The 17,941-nt window shown below is 44.3% G+C and carries 12 protein-coding genes; 10 read left to right on the forward strand and 2 right to left on the reverse strand.

What is annotated here, in order from left to right; genetic code table 11:
- The first annotated feature begins 140 nt into the window (after window positions 1–140).
- Window positions 141–1,262, forward strand: coding sequence for a hypothetical protein (locus ACHUFN_RS07100; RefSeq protein WP_394221630.1), 1,122 nt, complete (start codon window positions 141–143; stop codon window positions 1,260–1,262).
- 286 nt (window positions 1,263–1,548) lie between these two features.
- On the opposite strand, the gene ACHUFN_RS07105 is transcribed toward ACHUFN_RS07100, so the two are convergent.
- Window positions 1,549–3,117, reverse strand: coding sequence for an AMP-binding protein (locus tag ACHUFN_RS07105; RefSeq protein WP_394221631.1), 1,569 nt, complete (start codon window positions 3,115–3,117; stop codon window positions 1,549–1,551).
- A gap of 127 nt (window positions 3,118–3,244) precedes the next feature.
- A complete protein-coding gene (locus ACHUFN_RS07110) occupies window positions 3,245–3,721 on the reverse strand; it encodes a hypothetical protein (RefSeq protein WP_394221632.1) in 477 nt (158 codons plus the stop codon).
- A 114-nt stretch (window positions 3,722–3,835) separates the two neighbouring features.
- Between ACHUFN_RS07110 and ACHUFN_RS07115 the strand changes: the two genes are divergently transcribed.
- From ACHUFN_RS07115 to lysC, 9 genes are all read left to right on the forward strand, one after another.
- Complete coding sequence (locus ACHUFN_RS07115; RefSeq protein WP_394221633.1) at window positions 3,836–5,008, forward strand: PQQ-dependent sugar dehydrogenase; 1,173 nt, start codon at window positions 3,836–3,838, stop codon at window positions 5,006–5,008.
- A 405-nt stretch (window positions 5,009–5,413) separates the two neighbouring features.
- Window positions 5,414–8,224: a bifunctional aconitate hydratase 2/2-methylisocitrate dehydratase gene (locus tag ACHUFN_RS07120; RefSeq protein ID WP_394221634.1), complete on the forward strand. Its 2,811-nt coding sequence runs from the start codon at window positions 5,414–5,416 to the stop codon at window positions 8,222–8,224.
- A 178-nt stretch (window positions 8,225–8,402) separates the two neighbouring features.
- The gene (locus tag ACHUFN_RS07125) at window positions 8,403–10,115 is read left to right on the forward strand and encodes an ATP-binding protein (RefSeq protein ID WP_394221635.1); all 1,713 of its coding nucleotides are present in this window, start codon (window positions 8,403–8,405) and stop codon (window positions 10,113–10,115) included.
- 103 nt (window positions 10,116–10,218) lie between these two features.
- Window positions 10,219–11,400 carry an alpha/beta hydrolase-fold protein gene (locus ACHUFN_RS07130; protein ID WP_394221636.1) on the forward strand — a complete coding sequence of 394 codons (1,182 nt, stop codon included), beginning with the start codon at window positions 10,219–10,221 and terminating at the stop codon, window positions 11,398–11,400.
- A 5-nt stretch (window positions 11,401–11,405) separates the two neighbouring features.
- Window positions 11,406–11,684, forward strand: a complete 279-nt coding sequence (locus ACHUFN_RS07135) for a DNA ligase (RefSeq protein WP_394221637.1) — start codon at window positions 11,406–11,408, stop codon at window positions 11,682–11,684.
- A 143-nt stretch (window positions 11,685–11,827) separates the two neighbouring features.
- The gene (locus ACHUFN_RS07140) at window positions 11,828–12,796 is read left to right on the forward strand and encodes a DNA ligase (protein WP_394221638.1); all 969 of its coding nucleotides are present in this window, start codon (window positions 11,828–11,830) and stop codon (window positions 12,794–12,796) included.
- A gap of 348 nt (window positions 12,797–13,144) precedes the next feature.
- Complete coding sequence (acnB, locus tag ACHUFN_RS07145) at window positions 13,145–15,757, forward strand: bifunctional aconitate hydratase 2/2-methylisocitrate dehydratase (RefSeq protein WP_394221639.1); 2,613 nt, start codon at window positions 13,145–13,147, stop codon at window positions 15,755–15,757.
- A 71-nt stretch (window positions 15,758–15,828) separates the two neighbouring features.
- The gene (locus ACHUFN_RS07150; RefSeq protein WP_394221640.1) at window positions 15,829–16,278 is read left to right on the forward strand and encodes a DUF192 domain-containing protein; all 450 of its coding nucleotides are present in this window, start codon (window positions 15,829–15,831) and stop codon (window positions 16,276–16,278) included.
- A 60-nt stretch (window positions 16,279–16,338) separates the two neighbouring features.
- Window positions 16,339–17,688, forward strand: coding sequence for a lysine-sensitive aspartokinase 3 (lysC, locus tag ACHUFN_RS07155; RefSeq protein ID WP_394221641.1), 1,350 nt, complete (start codon window positions 16,339–16,341; stop codon window positions 17,686–17,688).
- The last annotated feature ends 253 nt before the right edge of the window (window positions 17,689–17,941 follow it).

Consider the following 17,941-nt stretch of genomic DNA (forward strand, 5'->3'; position numbering starts at 1 on the left):
CACTGTTCTTAGGACAATTCATAACGCTATAACCTTACTCTTTTTTGTGAATAAACGGTATGCTCGATATACTCCCTTACAATTTTTTCAGTTTTACAGGTTTGCGAATTGCTTGCGAAAGCGAACTAGGATTTCACACCATGTTTAAAAAACTCACCCTTGCCGTCATTTTGGGACTTATGTTAAGTGCGTGCAGCGAACCGAAAGACGTTGTCATTAAACCTGAGCCTAAAGATTTAACCGAGTCTGCAATAGGAAAGTGGATCCTCGATGAGGAAGGTAAAGTGATGTTTGACCCTCAAACGTCAGGGTTAGAAGTGTTAGACGGTCAACTCATCACTATCGCAGATGCCAGTGCGGATACATCGCAACAACTGAAGTTACACAGCATTTCTCCTGCAACCGCCACGCTTAATGCATCCAGAGAGCGTTTCTCATTTGCAAGTTCAGTGCGCAGAAGCTGTTTTTATAACTATTTGAGCGACCAACCTGATTTAGAAGCGTTAGCCGTAGACCCTAGAAATACGAATATCATTTACACCGTGACTGAAGACGCTACCCGCACTGGCGCATTGAGCCCGCGCTGTGAAACTAAATATGAAGAGACGGGTTCCACTGACTATCCAACCTTGCTGGTTAAGTTAACACGCAAAGAAAACGGCAACGTTGAAATGTCTAATGTGCGTCCATTGCAATTTCCCACTGAATTTGAGGTAGGTAACTTTCCTAACGACGGTATTGAAGGTATGACGATGGCCTTAGATGGCACGTTATATCTGGCTTTGGAAAAAGATAAAGCAGGCCAACCTCGAATTTTCACCCTTGATATTGGTGAAGACTTTTTTGAGTCAGGCGATTTCGCCACCGTAAGTGAACCTGATTTACAGCTTCCCTCATTCGTTTCAGGGAATCACCCCATCAATGGCTTAGCCATGTTTACCCATTCATCAGATGAGAGCTACCTATTTGCTGCAGCAAGAAACGACAACGAACTGTGGGTAATAGACACCAAGGGCAGCAAACCAACCAAGAGAATTCCAATCATTTTCGAGGTGGCAGGTGACGAGGGTTGTAAGCAGTACACGATGGATAATGCGTCAATGGAAGGGTTAGTAGCAATTGAAGACACACTTTGGATTGTAAACGATCCTTGGGAAAAGAATTATCTTAAAAACGCAACCTGTGAAGCGCACAAAAGGCATTATGAAGACTTAGCGCCCCTACTGTTTCCGCTTAAAATCAATGAAGCATGGTTTGAGTAATATCACGTAAAACGGGTAGAAAAGTGAAAAAGGGTTGCTTCACTCCATTAATTAATCGACCCTTTTTAAGGCTAATTTTTTATTCTAAACAACGGTAGGTTTTACGGTATATAACGCGGAAAAAAGTGCAAGAACAAACGTGCCAAGAAGCGCGGCGAATAAAGCGAAAAGCAGAACGATAAGCAAATACTTACACGTTTTCGGCTATAGGTTACTATCAGCACTTACGTGCTGCATCTTACAAGCAGCCCCACCCAAAAGCAGGGCTAACCTTAATAACTTGTACTTAAGCGGAGCGCAGCTCTCTGCGAAGAATTTTGCCTACTGTCGATTTCGGTAGCTCTTCTAAAACAGTAATCGATTTTGGGATTTTGTAATTGGTAAGGTGCTGCTTACAGAATTCGACGACTTCGTCGGTCGACACTTCCCCTGATACAGTAATGAATGCGCACACACGCTCACCGGTTTTATCGTCAGGCTTACCGACTACTGCGGCTTCCATCACGCTTGGGTGCGACGTAAGTACATCTTCAATTTCGTTGGGGTATACATTAAACCCAGACACAATAATCATGTCTTTCAAACGGTCGACAATTTTTATTGCCCCAGATTCAGTACGAATACCAATATCCCCCGTTTTAAAGAAACCATCGTCGGTCATTACCTTTGCGGTTTCATCGTCTCGGTTCCAGTAGCCCAGCATTACCTGTGGACCGCGTACGGCAATTTGGCCAGACTCGCCGTCTGCAACAGGTTTATCGTTGCTATCTAGCAGTGCAACTTCAGTGTCTTCTAGCGCCTGTCCTACGGTGCCAATTTCTTCCTTGCCTGGAATATTAAACGAAACAACGGGAGCGGTTTCAGACAGTCCATAGCCTTCTGTAATTGTATTACCTGTAACTTCTTGCCATATAGAGACTGCTGCTTGTGTAAGTGCAGTACCGCCAGACATAGTAAGGTGAAGCTTTGAGAAGTCTAGCTTTGCAAACTCAGGGTGTCTGCCAAGCCCAACAAACAACGTATTTATACCCATAAACGACGATATTTTGTGAGGTTTAAGCGTTTGGATAAAGCCGTCGATATCCCGTGGGTTCGGAATCAAAATGATATGTGTGCCTTTAGCAAAAAGCGCCATCATGCCTACCGTGAAGGCATAAATGTGATAAAGCGGTAATGGGCATACCAACACCTCTTCACCCTCTTTAAAGCCTTCACCAATTCTATCGAGCATTTGAATACAGTTTGCCAGTACGTTCTTATTACTAAGTGCAGCACCCTTTGATACGCCCGTTGTTCCGCCTGTATATTGCAACATGGCCAACTCGTCGAAATTAATTGCTGGGCGCTCAAACTCAGCCAAAGTGCTACCCACCTCTACCGCTTTGCTTAACGAAACGGTGCCGTCTAATTCAGGTGCTGAACTAGGGTCTAGAAGCTCTGTGGCCGACGTACAAATTACGGTTTCAATGCTGGTGTCGTTCTTTATGCTGGTAAATTTTGGAAGCAAATCACCTAGAATGACCAATGCCTTTGCACCACTATCGGTAAACTGGTGCTTCATTTCTCGCTCGGTATAAAGCGGGTTTGTGTTCACAACCACAAGCCCTGCGCGCAGTGCGGCATATACAGCAATAGGGTTCTGAATTAAGTTAGGTAGTTGAATGGCAATTTTGGTGCCCGGAGCTAGCTTGGCTTCGTGAACAAAATAGCGTGCTAATGCTGATGATTTACTGTCTATTTCAGCAAACGTGAGCGTTTGTCCTAAGGCCGTATAAGCGGGCCTATCTGCGAATTTCTGCAAAACACTTTCAATATAGTCGGCAAGGCAGGTCACGTTTTCCGGATAAGTAATCATGTTGCTTGTTCCTATTAAGGCAATGTGAGTAGGGTAAAGTGAATATCTTCTTAGTGCCTTAACAGTAGCAAAATTAACTTTTCATTTACATCTGTGTTGGGTTATTTAGTACTATAATTACTATTTATTAATTTGAAGGTTTTTTATTACTTAGGTAAGTGTAGATAAAGCCTGCGCACACCCCCGCCATACACTGTGCCGCTGTGCCTGAAAAAGAGCGAGCGCCTGCTATAAGGGTTACATTTAAAATTGGTTGCATTGCAATAAGCATTAGCAGGAAAGATAAGCCTCCAGCTGCCGAGAATAGTAAGAATCGAACAGAAGTAGGACTGTGTGTTGCATTAGAGGAACAAAGGCGCTTGAGTATGAAATGTGTGATAAAAAAAGCTAACGACAGAGTGACAGCGATAATCACACCGTAGGTGGGTAACAAGCCGAGCGCATCCTGCCATAGCATAAAAAACCAATCGCTAAGTTCTAGGTTCACATTGATTTGGGTAAGCCTTAGCAACACCGAGCTAGAATGAAATATACTGGCTAAAGCAAATGCCACAGCCCATGCGGGTAGGAAACGACACGCAACGAGTTTCAAAAAATTGGTCATGTTTGATTATCCAAGGTCAACAAGCCCTAGTGCGTTCTATGAAATGTGAACGCCCAAATGTGGTATACCATAGTATGCGATGCAAAAAATCATAAGTAAAAGAGGACATTTACAATGAAGTCATGGCTTTCGGTATGGTATTTACTGTGTCTCACTATTGGGTTCAGCGAAGCCTCTGCAAAAAACGAGCAGCTTGCTGCGGTACACACAGACGTTAATGGTCTCAATGTTTTTGCGAATCATATTGTTGTTGAAGACATTGTTACTTCTCTTGCCTTTCCTAAAGCAATGAAAACGGTGATCGACAAAACGAATTCAACTACCCATGTGCTCATTGTTACGCGAGACGGCGCGCTCATTATCGTTAATGATAAAAACGAAGAAGTGACTTTTGAGCTACCGCTTGATGACTTATATACCGATGGGCAGGGCGGCGTGCTAGATATTTTGATCCCCTCACAATTTCCTGAAAACGGCACAGTGCTGCTTAGTTACTCTAAAGGCAATGATAGTGCTAACCGCTTGGCTGTGGTTAAAGCCCAGCTTTCGCTCACTTCAGGAGTAAGCCACATTGAACCGGTAATAGAGGTTGCACAGGCAAAAGATACACCTGTTCATTATGGGGGGAAGCTACTTCAGCTTGTTGGGAATAGGTCACTTGAAGATTTGAGCTTTCTGGTAACCACCGGTGATGGCTTCGATTATCGTGAGCAAGCACAAGTAATAAGTTCACAGTTAGGTAAAGTGCTGGGTTTCACCATAAATGGCAAGCCGCTTGTTAACCCACCTTTTCCCGAAAGCCCCTTTGTTTTTTCACTAGGGCATCGCAATCCACAAGGCTTAGCGTACGGGCCTAGCGGGCAGTTGTTTTTGCACGAGCACGGTCCAGATGGAGGCGATGAAGTGAACCTTCTTCACAAAGGAAGTAATTACGGCTGGCCTGTTGTTACCCTTGGTAAAGACTACTCAGGCGCTAGAATATCGCCTTTTTCAACCTACCCTGGCATGGTAGCGCCATTAGTAGACTGGACACCGTCAATTGCGCCATCGTCTATGTTCTATTACACCAGTTCACAGCACCCAGCGTTAACGAACGGCCTTTTGGTGACCAGTTTAAAGTCAAAAGCTTTATTTGTTGTTCATGAAAGCGCTAGCGGATACACGTCAAACATGGTTTTCAATAAACTTGATGAGCGGTTCAGAGATGTTGCTGCTGATCACGACGGTAACATTTTGCTTCTTACCGACGGTGAAAATGCGAGAGTGGTCAAACTATCACCTGAATAAGGTTCACTGTTAAAACAGAGAAAAATGAAACTTAGTTGCAAAATTGACGGTTATTTGAACTGGTATCACCATAAATAAAATGAATGTTTGTCATAACTGCAACACTATTATTTATCTTTATTGGTCAAACCATTGAGGGGTAGTTTACCGTACTTATTCGGGAATGTGATTTATAAGTTATTGAAAAATATTAAGTACTTAAGTTCGTTGTAAATGCGTCTATTTTTCACCTCTTCATTAAGCGTTTTTGCACTAATACCGTTTTTGCGGGTGAATGCGCTCTAGAATACTTTCAGTCATTACGTAACTGCTAAAAATCGGTTAAAATATCCCTCATTTTTATATGCGTATAGCTAAGACCGACTTAACACTACGCCCAAGTAAAACTAAGACCGAGAGAACTATATGAGTTTGTATTCAGAATATCTGGCAGAGATCGAAACCCGTAAAACGGAACTAGGTCTTAACCCTAAGCCAATCGACAGTGCAGAACTGCTGTCTGAAATTATTGCTCAAATTAAAGATACAACAAACGAGCACCGCGAAGACTCTCTTAAATTCTTTATCTATAACACGTTGCCAGGTACGACACCTGCTGCAGGTGTTAAAGCACAATTCCTTAAAGAAATTGTACTTGGCGAAGAAAAAGTAGAAGAAATTACGCCTGAGTTCGCACTTGAACTACTTTCACACATGAAAGGTGGCCCGTCTGTAGAAGCGCTACTTGACCTTGCACTTTCTGATGATGAAGCGGTTGCAAAACCTGCTGCAGAAGTATTGAAAACACAGGTTTACCTTTACGAAGCTGATACTGAGCGTCTTGAAGAAGCATTTAAAGCGGGTAACGCGATTGCAAAAGACGTACTTGAGAGCTACGCAAAAGCTGAATTCTTTACCAAACTTCCTGAAGTGCCAGAGAAAATTGAAGTTGTGACTTACATTGCCGCTGAAGGTGATATTTCAACTGACCTTCTTTCTCCAGGTAACCAAGCACACTCTCGTGCCGACCGTGAGCTTCACGGCCAGTGCATGATTACACCTGAAGCGCAGCAAGAAATTGTTGAGCTAGGTAAAAAGCATCCTAACGCGAAAGTCATGCTTATTGCTGAGAAAGGCACAATGGGTGTAGGTTCTTCACGTATGTCTGGTGTGAACAACGTTGCGCTATGGGCAGGTGAGCCAACTAGTCCTTACATTCCATTTGTAAACAAAGCGCCAATTGTTGCTGGTACAAACGGTATCGCGCCAATCTTCCTTACTACTGTAGACGTAACCGGTGGTATCGGTCTTGACCTTAAGAACTGGGTTAAAAAGACAGACGAAAATGGTGAAATCGTTCGCGATGCAAACGGTGACCCAGTACTTGAAGAAGCGTACTCGGTAGCAACAGGCACTGTACTTACTATCGATACTAAAGCGAAGAAGCTTTACAACGGTTCAGAAGAACTAGCAGATGTATCTGCATCATTTACTCCTCAGAAAATGGAGTTCATGAAAGCGGGTGGTTCTTATGCAGTGGTATTCGGTAAGCAGCTACAGTCTTTCGCAGCACGTACCTTAGGTACTAAAGCTCCAGCTGTTTACGCAGCTTCAAAAGAAGTGTCTCACGAAGGCCAAGGCCTTACAGCTGTTGAGAAAATCTTTAACCGCAACGCGGTTGGCGTAAACTCAGATGCACCACTTCACGCGGGTTCTGACGTTCGCGTTAAAGTTAACATTGTAGGTTCTCAAGACACCACAGGCCCAATGACGTGCCAAGAGCTAGAGTCAATGGCGGCATCAACTATCTCTCCACTTGTTGACGGTGCATATCAGTCTGGTTGTCACACGGCATCAGTATGGGATAAGAAAGCGCAGGCTAACATTCCTAAGCTTATGTCTTTCATGAACAACTTTGGTGTAATTACAGCGCGTGATCCTAAAGGTGTTTATCACTCAATGACTGACGTTATTCACAAAGTGCTTAACGACATCACAGTAGACGACCGCGCAATCATCATTGGTGGTGACTCGCACACGCGTATGTCTAAAGGTGTAGCATTCGGTGCCGACTCAGGTACGGTTGCACTAGCACTTGCGACAGGTGAAGCGGCAATGCCAATTCCAGAGTCTGTGAAAGTGACCTTTAAAGGTAGCATGAAAGAGCACATGGATTTCCGTGATGTAGTTCACGCGACTCAAGCGCAAATGCTTAAGCAATTCGCAGGCGAAAACGTATTCCAAGGCCGCGTAATTGAAGTACAAATCGGTACTCTACTAGCTGACCAAGCGTTCACGTTCACTGACTGGACTGCTGAAATGAAAGCTAAAGCGTCAATCTGTATCTCTGATAACGAGACAATGATTGCGTCACTTGAGCTTGCAAAGAGCCGTATCCAAATCATGATCAACAAGGGTATGGACAACGAAGCGAATATGCTTCAAGGCCTAATTGACCTTGCTGACAAGCGTATTGCTGAAATCAAGTCGGGCGAAGAGCCAGCGCTTGCACCAGATGACAACGCAAAATACTACGCAGAAGTGGTTGTTGATTTAGACCAAATCGACGAGCCAATGATTGCTGACCCAGACGTAAACAATGAAGACGTATCTAAGCGTTATACGCACGACGTTATTCGCCCGGTTTCTTATTACGACGGCAAGCCAGTAGACCTAGGTTTCGTGGGTTCTTGTATGGTTCACAAAGGCGACATGCAAATTATTGCACAAATGCTGCGTAACCTAGAGAAACTAAACGGTTCTGTAGAGTTTAAAGCGCCACTAGTTGTTGCGCCGCCAACATACAATATTGTTGACGAGCTTAAAGCTGAAGGCGACTGGGAAGTACTTGCGAAATACGCAGGCTTCGAATTCGACGATGCGAAGCCTAAAGAAGCAGCGCGTACTAAGTACGACAACATTCTTTACCTAGAGCGCCCTGGGTGTAACCTATGTATGGGTAACCAAGAAAAAGCAGAGCCTGGCGACACAGTAATTGCCACGTCTACTCGCTTATTCCAAGGCCGCGTTGTAGCCGACTCTGCCGAGAAGAAAGGTGAATCACTACTAGGCTCTACGCCGCTAGTAGTGCTTTCAACAGTTCTAGGTCGCTTCCCAACAACTGAAGAGTACAAGCAAGCGGTTGCAGGCATTGACCTTACAAAGTTTGCACCTCCTTCAGAAGATTTGGCAGTAGCACCAAAGTTTGAAGCTGATCTTGCTGTTAAACGCGTGTAAGTATTTAAAGCAATCTAAATAGTTTAAAAGCCCCAACTTCGGTTGGGGCTTTTTTTTTGAAAAATTAGGGTCAGAGTAAATTTAATGGCACCGTTACTCTGACCCCATTAATTTACTGCAGATTTATTCTTTCATGTTTATACTGAGTTATAAGTACTTTGTTATATAAGAACAAGTAATGTCAGAGCAGTACCAAACCGAGTATGAATCGTTTGACGGCGTTACATCAGCGCTTAGAAGTGCCGGGTTTAAGATACTCCTGGTTTTTTCTCTTCTTATTTTAGTGGTAATAGCCCTAGCGCAACCCAAGAACGTTTACGTTGCTTTATATTTCGGTATTTCATGGTTTGCCTTCGCTGTGGTGGGAATTAGTCTGCCACATTATAGAGAGAGGCTAGCCAAGCTGTGGGCTTTGATGACAATGCCAGTAGCGCCTTACCTTGTAATTAGCAATGGGATCTTACCTGCTACGTTAGTACCTATTGCAGCGATATTTCCTATACTGCTGCTCTCCAAAGGATGGAGAGTGAGCGCCATGATGGTATTAGCATGTTGTACGTTTTTGGTGCCTTTTTACGATGGCCCCTATGACAAAGGCCTTTGGTTGAGGCTGTGTGTGACAAACCTAGTAGTGTCGTTACTCATTTATGTTTTAGCAAACCAGTTAGAACAAGCCCTTGTAGAGAGTCGAAAGAAAACGCTGGAATTAAATCGGGCCCTTGAAAGTGAGAGGCAGGCGTCTGCAGCGCAATCACGCTTTTTGGCCACTATGTCACACGAAATTCGCACGCCACTTAACGGTATCTTAGGGCTAACTGATGTCGTGCTTTCCCATAACATCTCAGAAAATGCGCGACCCAACTTAGAAAAAATTCAACGCTCGGGGTTGTCGCTAAACCGTATTTTAAATGACATATTAGACTTATCTAAACTAAATGCCGGAAAACTATCGCTAGAGCGAATTCCTTTCGACTTAAAAGCGACGGCGAAGGACTGTGTTGCCTTTTACGCTCAATTAGCACAAAACAAAGGTATTTCATTGCGTATAAGTGTAGATAAGGCATTAAATACATGTGTGGTTGGCGATGCTACACGCCTTTCTCAGGTATTGAATAACTTAGTAAGCAACGCGATTAAATTTACTCAAAAAGGAAGTGTAACGCTTGGCCTTGATAAAGGGGAGGCATCATCTACTCATCAGCTTGTAAGGTTTTCGGTAACCGATACAGGAGAGGGGATCGACGCATCTGAGCAAGAGCGCGTTTTCGAAGCCTTTACGCAAGCGAATAGCAGCATAAATCGCATACACGGCGGAACAGGGCTGGGCCTACAAATTGTAAAAAGCTTGGTTGAAGCGATGGGAGGAACCGTTTACGTAAAGAGTGCCGCAGGAGAGGGAAGTGAATTTTATTTCGAATTGCCCTTTGAGGTCGCAAAAAGCGTAGTTGCTGTTAAAGAAAAACACAAAACCCCCGTCTTCTCAAATCGTACGGTATTGGTGGCAGAAGACAATGATATTAATCAGGTAGTGGCGAAATCATTGTTGGAAGATACAGGGTTAAACGTGGTGCTGGCAAACAATGGTAAAGAAGCGGTACAGCTTGCACAAAACCAGCATTTCGACCTGATATTAATGGACTTACATATGCCTGAGATGAACGGGTCTGAAGCAGCCTTCATTTTACGGCAATCTAATATTGATATTCCTATTATCGCGTTCACTGCTGCTGTGGTTTCCGAAGAGATTGAAAAGGCGTTAGCCTCGGGCATGAATGGCTACCTAACAAAACCAGTAAATAAAACGGAGCTTTACACAGTGCTAATGAAGCACTTAGGCAAGGAAACGTTAGCAGATAATTCACATGTTGCCAAAGCGACGTATACAGAGTAACTTGAATGTTTAATCGCCAATTACCCTATTAAATCATTGGCCTAAGATAAAAACGCGCTAAAACTAAACATATAATCAATGCGCTACATAAAAAGGATTTAAGTTGAAATTACTCTTACACACCACGTTAGCGATATTCCTTTTAACGTTTATCAGCCCCGCAGTTCAAGGCGAACCGAACAGCAACGAACAAGGTTACTCACTTAACGTTGAAGCGTTTCATTCTAAAGTGCTTAACGAGCAGCGAACGGTAGTAGTGCAACTGCCTAAAAGCTACGCTGATAACCCAGACAAGCAATACCCGGTTATTTATCGTCTAGACGGCGCAGGCAATTTACCCATGATGAATGCGGTGCTTGAGTCACTGCAATCTCAGAATGCCGCCCCAGAAGTTATCATTGTTGCTATTGAAAATACGGATCGTCTTCGCGATCTGTACCCCACAGCAAATCAAGACCCTAACGGGCCTGTAGGTTATGGCGGTGGTGGTGAAAAATTCCTTTCTTTCATTACCACTGAACTTATGCCAATGGTTGAAAGCAAATATCGCATTCATGATTATCGCGTAATTGAAGGCGCATCGGCAGCAGGTGTATTTGCACTTTACGCGCTTAGTCAGAAGCCTGAGCTATTTAACGCTGCACTTACTTACAGCGCAGCGGTATGGTGGAATTACGGCGCATCGGCTAAAAATACCGTCGCTTTCCTAAAATCGTCCAAGGAACTAGATCATTTTATCTATACGTCAATTGGTAACGAAGGCGCGCCAATGCGACCTTACTATGACGACATGATTTCTGGCATGCGAGCCAATCAACCTGCTGGATTGCGATGGAAAAATGAAGCGTATGCTGGGGTTTCGCATAATTTAGTGACAGCCGCTTCCTCATTTAGCGCTTATCATCATCTATTTCTGCCTGCTTATTTAAGAGCCCAGCAATTTAATGGCGATATTGACAGTATCGATGAGTACTATGCCCGCGTGTCGCAGCAGCGCGGCGAGACACTTGTTGCGCCTGAGTGGGTAATTCGCGAGCTTGGCTATCACTATGTAGGTTTGCAAAACTATGACAAAGCCATAGCGCTATTTACGCATGGCATCGCTAAGTACCCCGAAATGCCAGATGCATACAATGGTTTGGCATACGGCTACGAGCAGATGGGCGAATATAAAAAAGCGCTTGAAAGCGTAAATAAGGCGTTGGCGCTTTCTACGTCTGAGCACGACGGTCATCAGATTTACGTAAATAGACAAACGCGCTTACAGTCTCTGCTTAAGGAGTAGGTTAATTGAAACATCAAAGTGCACTTCAACAGCTAGTTTGGCACACCGCTTTAGCTGTTGGAATTACAGTGTGTACAAGCGGTTGCAGCACCCTTACTGCCCAACAAACCGAGCACTGCATTACACAAGCCAATAGTGCCAATGTACATGAAGTGAATACTGCCAATGAACAGTTGAATGCCTGCTTGGAGACTTACCAATTACAGCGTGACGAAGAAAGAACCACCGGTGAAGCCATTGCCGAGGACGTTATCTTTTCTATCATAGACATCGTTACACGCTAAAGCATTGCAAAATGTTAAAAAACATTCCTAAGTACAGTTAATAAAACAAAGAAGGCAGAGTAATTTACTCTGCCTTCTTTGTTTTGGCTTCTCTATTAAAAGCGTTAAGGCAATCAAGGTTTACGGATTACTAGGAAGAGCCAATGCAATACTTTTTGACTGTTGTGAGTGTATTTTTAATCACCGCCTTTAACTACGTTAATGCACAGCCCCAACCGAATATTGTTGAAGGTTTGCAGCTTGCTAAGCAATATAACCAAAGCCAAAAGAACGAAATCAACGTGGCAGATTATTGGGTTAGTGAAAAGCTAGACGGTATTCGCGCTCGTTGGAATGGCACTGAGTTACATACCCGCAACGGAAACAAAATTTTCGCGCCAGCGTGGTTTACTGCTAACTGGCCCAAAGCAACCATTGATGGTGAGCTTTGGATAGGACGAGGAGAATTTGAGCTCACAGCTTCTATTGTGCTTTCAAAGCTAACTCATGTTGAGCCGTATGCGTTAACAAGTACTTTATCTACCTCTGTAGCTAGCAGTGAATCTCACCCCGACATCAACGTTGCAGAACAAAATGCATCAAGCAAACGTTGGGCTAAGGTGAGATTTATGGCTTTTGACATGCCAATGGAAGGTGTGCCGTTTGATGAGCGATTAAACGCACTTAACAGCCTTGATGAAGCGACGCCCAATTCAACATTTGCTGTTATTTCTCAATTCAAACTTTTATCCATTGATGCACTTGAAGCAAAACTAGAACAAATCACGAAGGAGGGGGGAGAAGGGTTAATGCTCCATCATGGTAAAGCTATGTACACGCCCGGTAGAAGCAATAAATTACTCAAAATAAAACGATTCGAGGATGCAGAAGCGAGAGTACTGGCACACCTCCCTGGAAAAGGCCGATTTAAGGGCATGATGGGCTCGCTTCTTGTGGAAACGCAAGATGGGATCCAGTTTAAATTAGGCACAGGGTTTTCAGAAGATGAACGCCAGTCTCCACCCGTTATTGGAAGCTGGGTTACCTTCAAGTTTTATGGCGTAACGAAAAACGGAAAACCAAGGTTTGCTAGTTACCTTCGTACTAGACCTTCGGATGATTTACCAAAATAGCCCCGCATGATTAGCATCTTCGTTGTTCAAGGCGACGTCTGTTACCTTTCGTTTACGTTTTTCATTAGTTGCAATTGCACTGTTTAGGTTACTTCCTTGTCTTTACTACTCAATGCTTTATACATTCATCGTGCATTTTTAATTATAGTGGTTATAGCTTATCTTTAATCGCTTTTGCCGTTCAAAAGCAATGGTATGAATAGCGATTATAAGTAAATTAAAAGGGCCACAAATGTAAAAATAAGGCCTGAAAAGCTATACTATTGACGATTAATTAAACACACCTTGCGTCAAGTGCGTACAAGACCGTTTACTCCCATTGCGCAAGCTAACTTAGAGGAAGAGACTGTGTTACAAGACTATCGCAATCACGTTGAAGAACGTGCCGCTCAAAATATTCCGCCTAAACCTCTGAATGCCGAGCAGGTGGCTGGCTTGGTTGATTTATTAAAGAATCCGCCAGAAGGTGAGGGGGACTTTCTATTAGAACTACTTTCAGAACGTGTACCGCCAGGGGTTGATGAAGCGGCTTACGTTAAAGCCGGATTTTTAAGTGCTATCGCAAAAGGCGAAGACAGTTGTGAGCTTATCTCTAAAGAAAAAGCCGTTGAACTGCTAGGGAACATGCACGGTGGCTACAACATTGCCACACTGGTAGAGCTGCTTGATGATGAAGCGCTTGCGCCAATGGCTGCTAAAGAGCTGAAGCATACCTTGTTAATGTTCGATGCTTATCACGATGTGGAAGAAAAACATAAAGCGGGTAATGAGTACGCCACAGACATCATTAAATCTTGGGCTGAAGGTGAGTGGTTTACATCGCGCAAGTTAATGGACGATAAAATTACGTACACCGTATTTAAGGTAACAGGTGAAACCAATACTGATGACTTATCACCAGCGCCTGATGCATGGTCTCGACCAGATATTCCTCTGCATGCCCTTGCTGCCTATAAAATGCCGCGTGAAGGACTAGAACCAGAAGAACCTGGCGTAAAAGGGCCAATGACACAAATTGAAGAGGTGAAAAGTAAAGACTACCCCGTTGCTTTTGTTGGTGATGTAGTCGGAACCGGTTCCTCACGTAAGTCGGCAACTAACTCAGTATTGTGGTTCTTTGGCGAAGACTTGCCTGGTGTGCCGAATAAGCGCGGTGGCGGTGTGTGCATTGGCTCAAAAGTTGCGCCAATCTTCTTTAATACTATGGAAGATGCCGGTGCGTTAGTTTTTGAAGCTGATGTGGACAAAATGAGTATGGGTGATGTGATAGATATCTACCCCTTTGAAGGCAAAATCACCAACCACGAAACCGGTGAGCTTTTGGCTGAGTACGGCTACAAGTCTAAGGTAATTCTGGATGAGGTGCGCGCGGGTGGGCGTATCAATTTGATTATTGGTCGAGGTCTTACCGAAAAAGCCCGCGAGACATTAGGTTTAGGCCCAACGGATTTATTCCGCACGCCTGAACAGCCCAAAGACAGTGGCGCAGGTTTCTCGCTAGCGCAGAAAATGGTGGGCAAAGCGTGCGGTGTAGAAGGCATTCGCCCGGGCACCTACTGCGAACCTAAAATGACAACCGTGGGCTCGCAAGATACCACAGGCCCTATGACCCGCGATGAATTAAAAGACCTAGCCTGTCTTGGTTTTACCGCCGATTTAACCATGCAGTCGTTCTGTCACACCGCTGCTTATCCAAAGCCGGTGGATATAGAAACTCAGCATACGCTGCCCGATTTTATTATGAATCGCGGTGGTGTGTCGCTTCGTCCGGGAGACGGCATTATTCACAGCTGGTTAAACCGTATGTTGCTGCCTGACACAGTAGGTACTGGCGGCGATTCTCATACCCGTTTTCCATTAGGTATTTCGTTTCCTGCGGGGTCTGGTTTAGTGGCGTTTGCTGCGGCAACCGGCGTTATGCCCCTTGATATGCCCGAGTCGGTACTGGTGCGATTTAAAGGTGAAATGCAGCCAGGCATTACGTTACGCGACCTTGTACACGCCATACCGCTATATGCCATTAAGCAAGGGCTGTTAACGGTAGAGAAAAAAGGCAAGATTAACGCTTTCTCTGGTCGTATTTTAGAAATTGAAGGGTTAGAGAACCTAACCGTAGAACAGGCGTTCGAGCTTTCTGACGCATCGGCAGAGCGTTCAGCAGCGGGTTGTACCATCAATCTTTCTGAAGCGTCGATTGCTGAATACCTGCGGTCAAATATTACTATGCTTCGCTGGATGATTAACGAAGGTTATGGCGACCCACGTACGCTAGAGCGCCGAGCACAGAAAATGGAAGAGTGGTTAGCAAACCCAGAATTAATGCGCGCCGACGCAGACGCTGAATATGCTGAGGTTATCGACATTGACCTTAACGACATTAAAGAGCCAATTGTGTGCTGTCCGAACGACCCTGACGACGCGAAAACCTTATCTGATGTTGCTGGTGACAAGGTGGATGAGGTCTTTATTGGTTCGTGCATGACAAATATTGGTCACTTCCGTGCAGCTGGTAAGCTACTTGAGCAATACAACAAAACTCTGCCAACCCGTTTATGGATGTCGCCTCCGACCAAGATGGATAAAGCTCAGTTAATGGAAGAAGGTTATTACAACATTTATGGTCGCGTAGGTGTTCGAACTGAAATGCCAGGTTGTTCGCTTTGTATGGGTAACCAAGCGCGGGTTGATGCAGGCACTACTGTACTTTCCACATCAACACGTAACTTCCCCAACCGACTGGGCGATGGTGCCAATGTTTATCTAACCTCAGCAGAGCTTGCTGCCGTGGGCGCCATTGTTGGGCGAATTCCAACTGCTGAAGAGTACATGGAATACGCCAGCAAGATTAACGCAATGTCGGGTGAAGTATTCCGCTACTTAAACTTCGATAAAATGCCCAGCTTTAAAAAGGCTGAAGAAGAAGCCAAAGCGCGTATTATTCCAACATTGAATGTTGCTTAAAATAGTGTATAAACTACTAAGCCGGTGACCGTAATGGTGACCGGCTTTTTTATGGCGAAAAGGAATGTCTAATGGGAAAATCTTTCTTTATTGTTGCTGCACTTGTATTAACCTTAGGGTGTGCAAAAGCGCAGGTTGACCCTGTATCGTCGCTGAATTCAGTGGACTTTGAATCCATCACACTGGAGATTGGCGGCAAGCACTATGAAGTTGAGTATGCCAAAACTTTTGAGCAACGCGCCCAAGGTTTAATGTTTCGCAAATCCTTGTGCGAAGACTGTGGTATGTTTTTCAAGTTTTCTAGCCCCAAGTTTGCGGGCATGTGGATGAAAAATACCTTTGTTCCTCTAGACGTAGCATTTATCGACAGAAAAGGCGTAATAACGGATATAAAACCTCTCACTCCTCACAGTTTGGAGTCGGTCGGATCATCGAAAGAGGTACTTTACGCGTTGGAAATGAACCAAGGGTGGTTTGCCGAGAATAATATTAAAGTAGGCGACCAAATAACGATTGATTAACCGCGTAATACGCGCGGTTGCTGCTAGCGACATGCTAGCTTTATTCTGGAGTTAAATATAGTGACAAATGCCTTATCGATAGCTAAGTTCGGTGGAACTAGCGTTGCGAATTACGAAGTAATGCAAAACTGCGCCCGAATTGTTGCCGGTAATGACAAAACGCGCATTGTAGTAGTAAGCGCAGCGGCTGGTGTGACCAATCACCTGGTAAGCTTAGCGCATACGCCAATGACACAGCAGCAAATTGAAGAGACTTGCCAAGCTATTATTAACATTGAGTTGGCAATTCTTAACAAGCTGAAAGACAAAGAAGCCATTGAGCTCAAGCTAAACGATTTGTTGGAAGAAATGCGTAGCTTAGCGTTTCACGAAGAAATTCTGCACCGCGATGATTTGAAAGATCAGTTACTTTCAATGGGTGAAAGAATGTCGTCGCTAATGTTTGCTTCTGTGCTTGCTGAGCAAGGCGTCAAGACAATGAATTTCGACGTGCGAAAGGTATTGCGCACTGACAGCGAGTTTGGGGAAGGCGCACCGCAAATTGAAGAAATTGAGAAGCTGTCTAAACAACTACTTGAACCAGAAATTAAAGATGCAATAGTAGTAACTCAAGGCTTTGTTGGTGCAGATGAGGAAGGTCGCACGACAACGCTAGGGCGAGGTGGTTCTGATTTTACGGCGGCGCTACTTGCTGAAGCGCTTGATGCAGAGTCATGTGAGATTTGGACTGATGTTATTGGTGTCTATACCACTGACCCACGCATTACGTCAGCAGCGCGTCCACTGCCTGAACTAAGCTTTGAAGAAGCGGCGGAAATGGCGACCTTTGGTGCAAAGGTACTTCACCCTGCCACTATGGAGCCTGCGCTTCGTAAAGACATTAAAGTGTTTGTTGGTTCAAGTAAAGAGCCTGAAAAGGGCGGTACATGGATTGTGCGTGATTGTGAGCACGAGCCTCCTTATCGCGCAATTACTCGCCGTAAAGAGCAGGTAATGGTAACTGTGAAAACACCTAAGATGATGTACGCACAGGGCTTCCTACAGCAGGTGTTCGCTATCATCGCTAAGCATAAACTAAGTGTTGATTTGGTCACTACATCAGAAATCTCGGTATCATTTACACTAGATAATCCAGCCAACTCTGTGGCACAGCGACTAAACAAAGAAACCATTGCTGAACTTGAAACAATCTGTGATGTAAAAGTTGAAAAGGGTTACGACCTAGTCACAGTGGTAGGTAACAATATGCAAACGGCTACCGGGGTTTCAAGTAAAATTCTAGCTGCGGTATCAGATTTCAATCTGCGTATGATTTGTTTCGGTGCAAACCCGCATAATTTATCGTTTTTGGTTAACGAGACCGACAGTGATGATGTAGTTCGCAAGCTTCACACTGCGCTGTTCGAATAACACGGCAAATTTTATTCATTGCTGGAAACGGTCGCCTGATAGGCGGCCGTTTTTGTTTTGCCTTCTATTATGGGGTTCACAGTAAGTTAAAAGGAGTATTAATCAGGCGCTTATCTTTAATCCCAATAAGAGTAAAATTTAAGGCTAATTCGTATGAGCCATACTTTTCACTTCAGTATGATTTGTGAGAGCCTCCACTCAGTAATAGGTGTGTTCATCTTCCACGTTGTTTAACACGATGGAGCAGTTAGTT

The sequence above is a fragment of the Alteromonas gracilis genome, assembly GCF_043642145.1.
In the GTDB taxonomy this organism is placed as follows: domain Bacteria; phylum Pseudomonadota; class Gammaproteobacteria; order Enterobacterales; family Alteromonadaceae; genus Alteromonas; species Alteromonas gracilis_B.

Excerpts from the sequence above, each read along its gene's own strand:
- ACHUFN_RS07120 (WP_394221634.1), top strand. The coding sequence starts at position 5,414 with ATGAGTTTGTATTCAGAATATCTGGCAGAGATCGAAACCCGTAAAACG.
- ACHUFN_RS07150 (WP_394221640.1), top strand. The coding sequence starts at position 15,829 with ATGGGAAAATCTTTCTTTATTGTTGCTGCACTTGTATTAACCTTAGGG.
- ACHUFN_RS07100 (WP_394221630.1), top strand. The coding sequence starts at position 141 with ATGTTTAAAAAACTCACCCTTGCCGTCATTTTGGGACTTATGTTAAGT.
- ACHUFN_RS07140 (WP_394221638.1), top strand. The coding sequence starts at position 11,828 with ATGCAATACTTTTTGACTGTTGTGAGTGTATTTTTAATCACCGCCTTT.
- ACHUFN_RS07115 (WP_394221633.1), top strand. The coding sequence starts at position 3,836 with ATGAAGTCATGGCTTTCGGTATGGTATTTACTGTGTCTCACTATTGGG.
- ACHUFN_RS07110 (WP_394221632.1), bottom strand. The coding sequence starts at position 3,721 with ATGACCAATTTTTTGAAACTCGTTGCGTGTCGTTTCCTACCCGCATGG.
- ACHUFN_RS07125 (WP_394221635.1), top strand. The coding sequence starts at position 8,403 with ATGTCAGAGCAGTACCAAACCGAGTATGAATCGTTTGACGGCGTTACA.
- ACHUFN_RS07105 (WP_394221631.1), bottom strand. The coding sequence starts at position 3,117 with ATGATTACTTATCCGGAAAACGTGACCTGCCTTGCCGACTATATTGAA.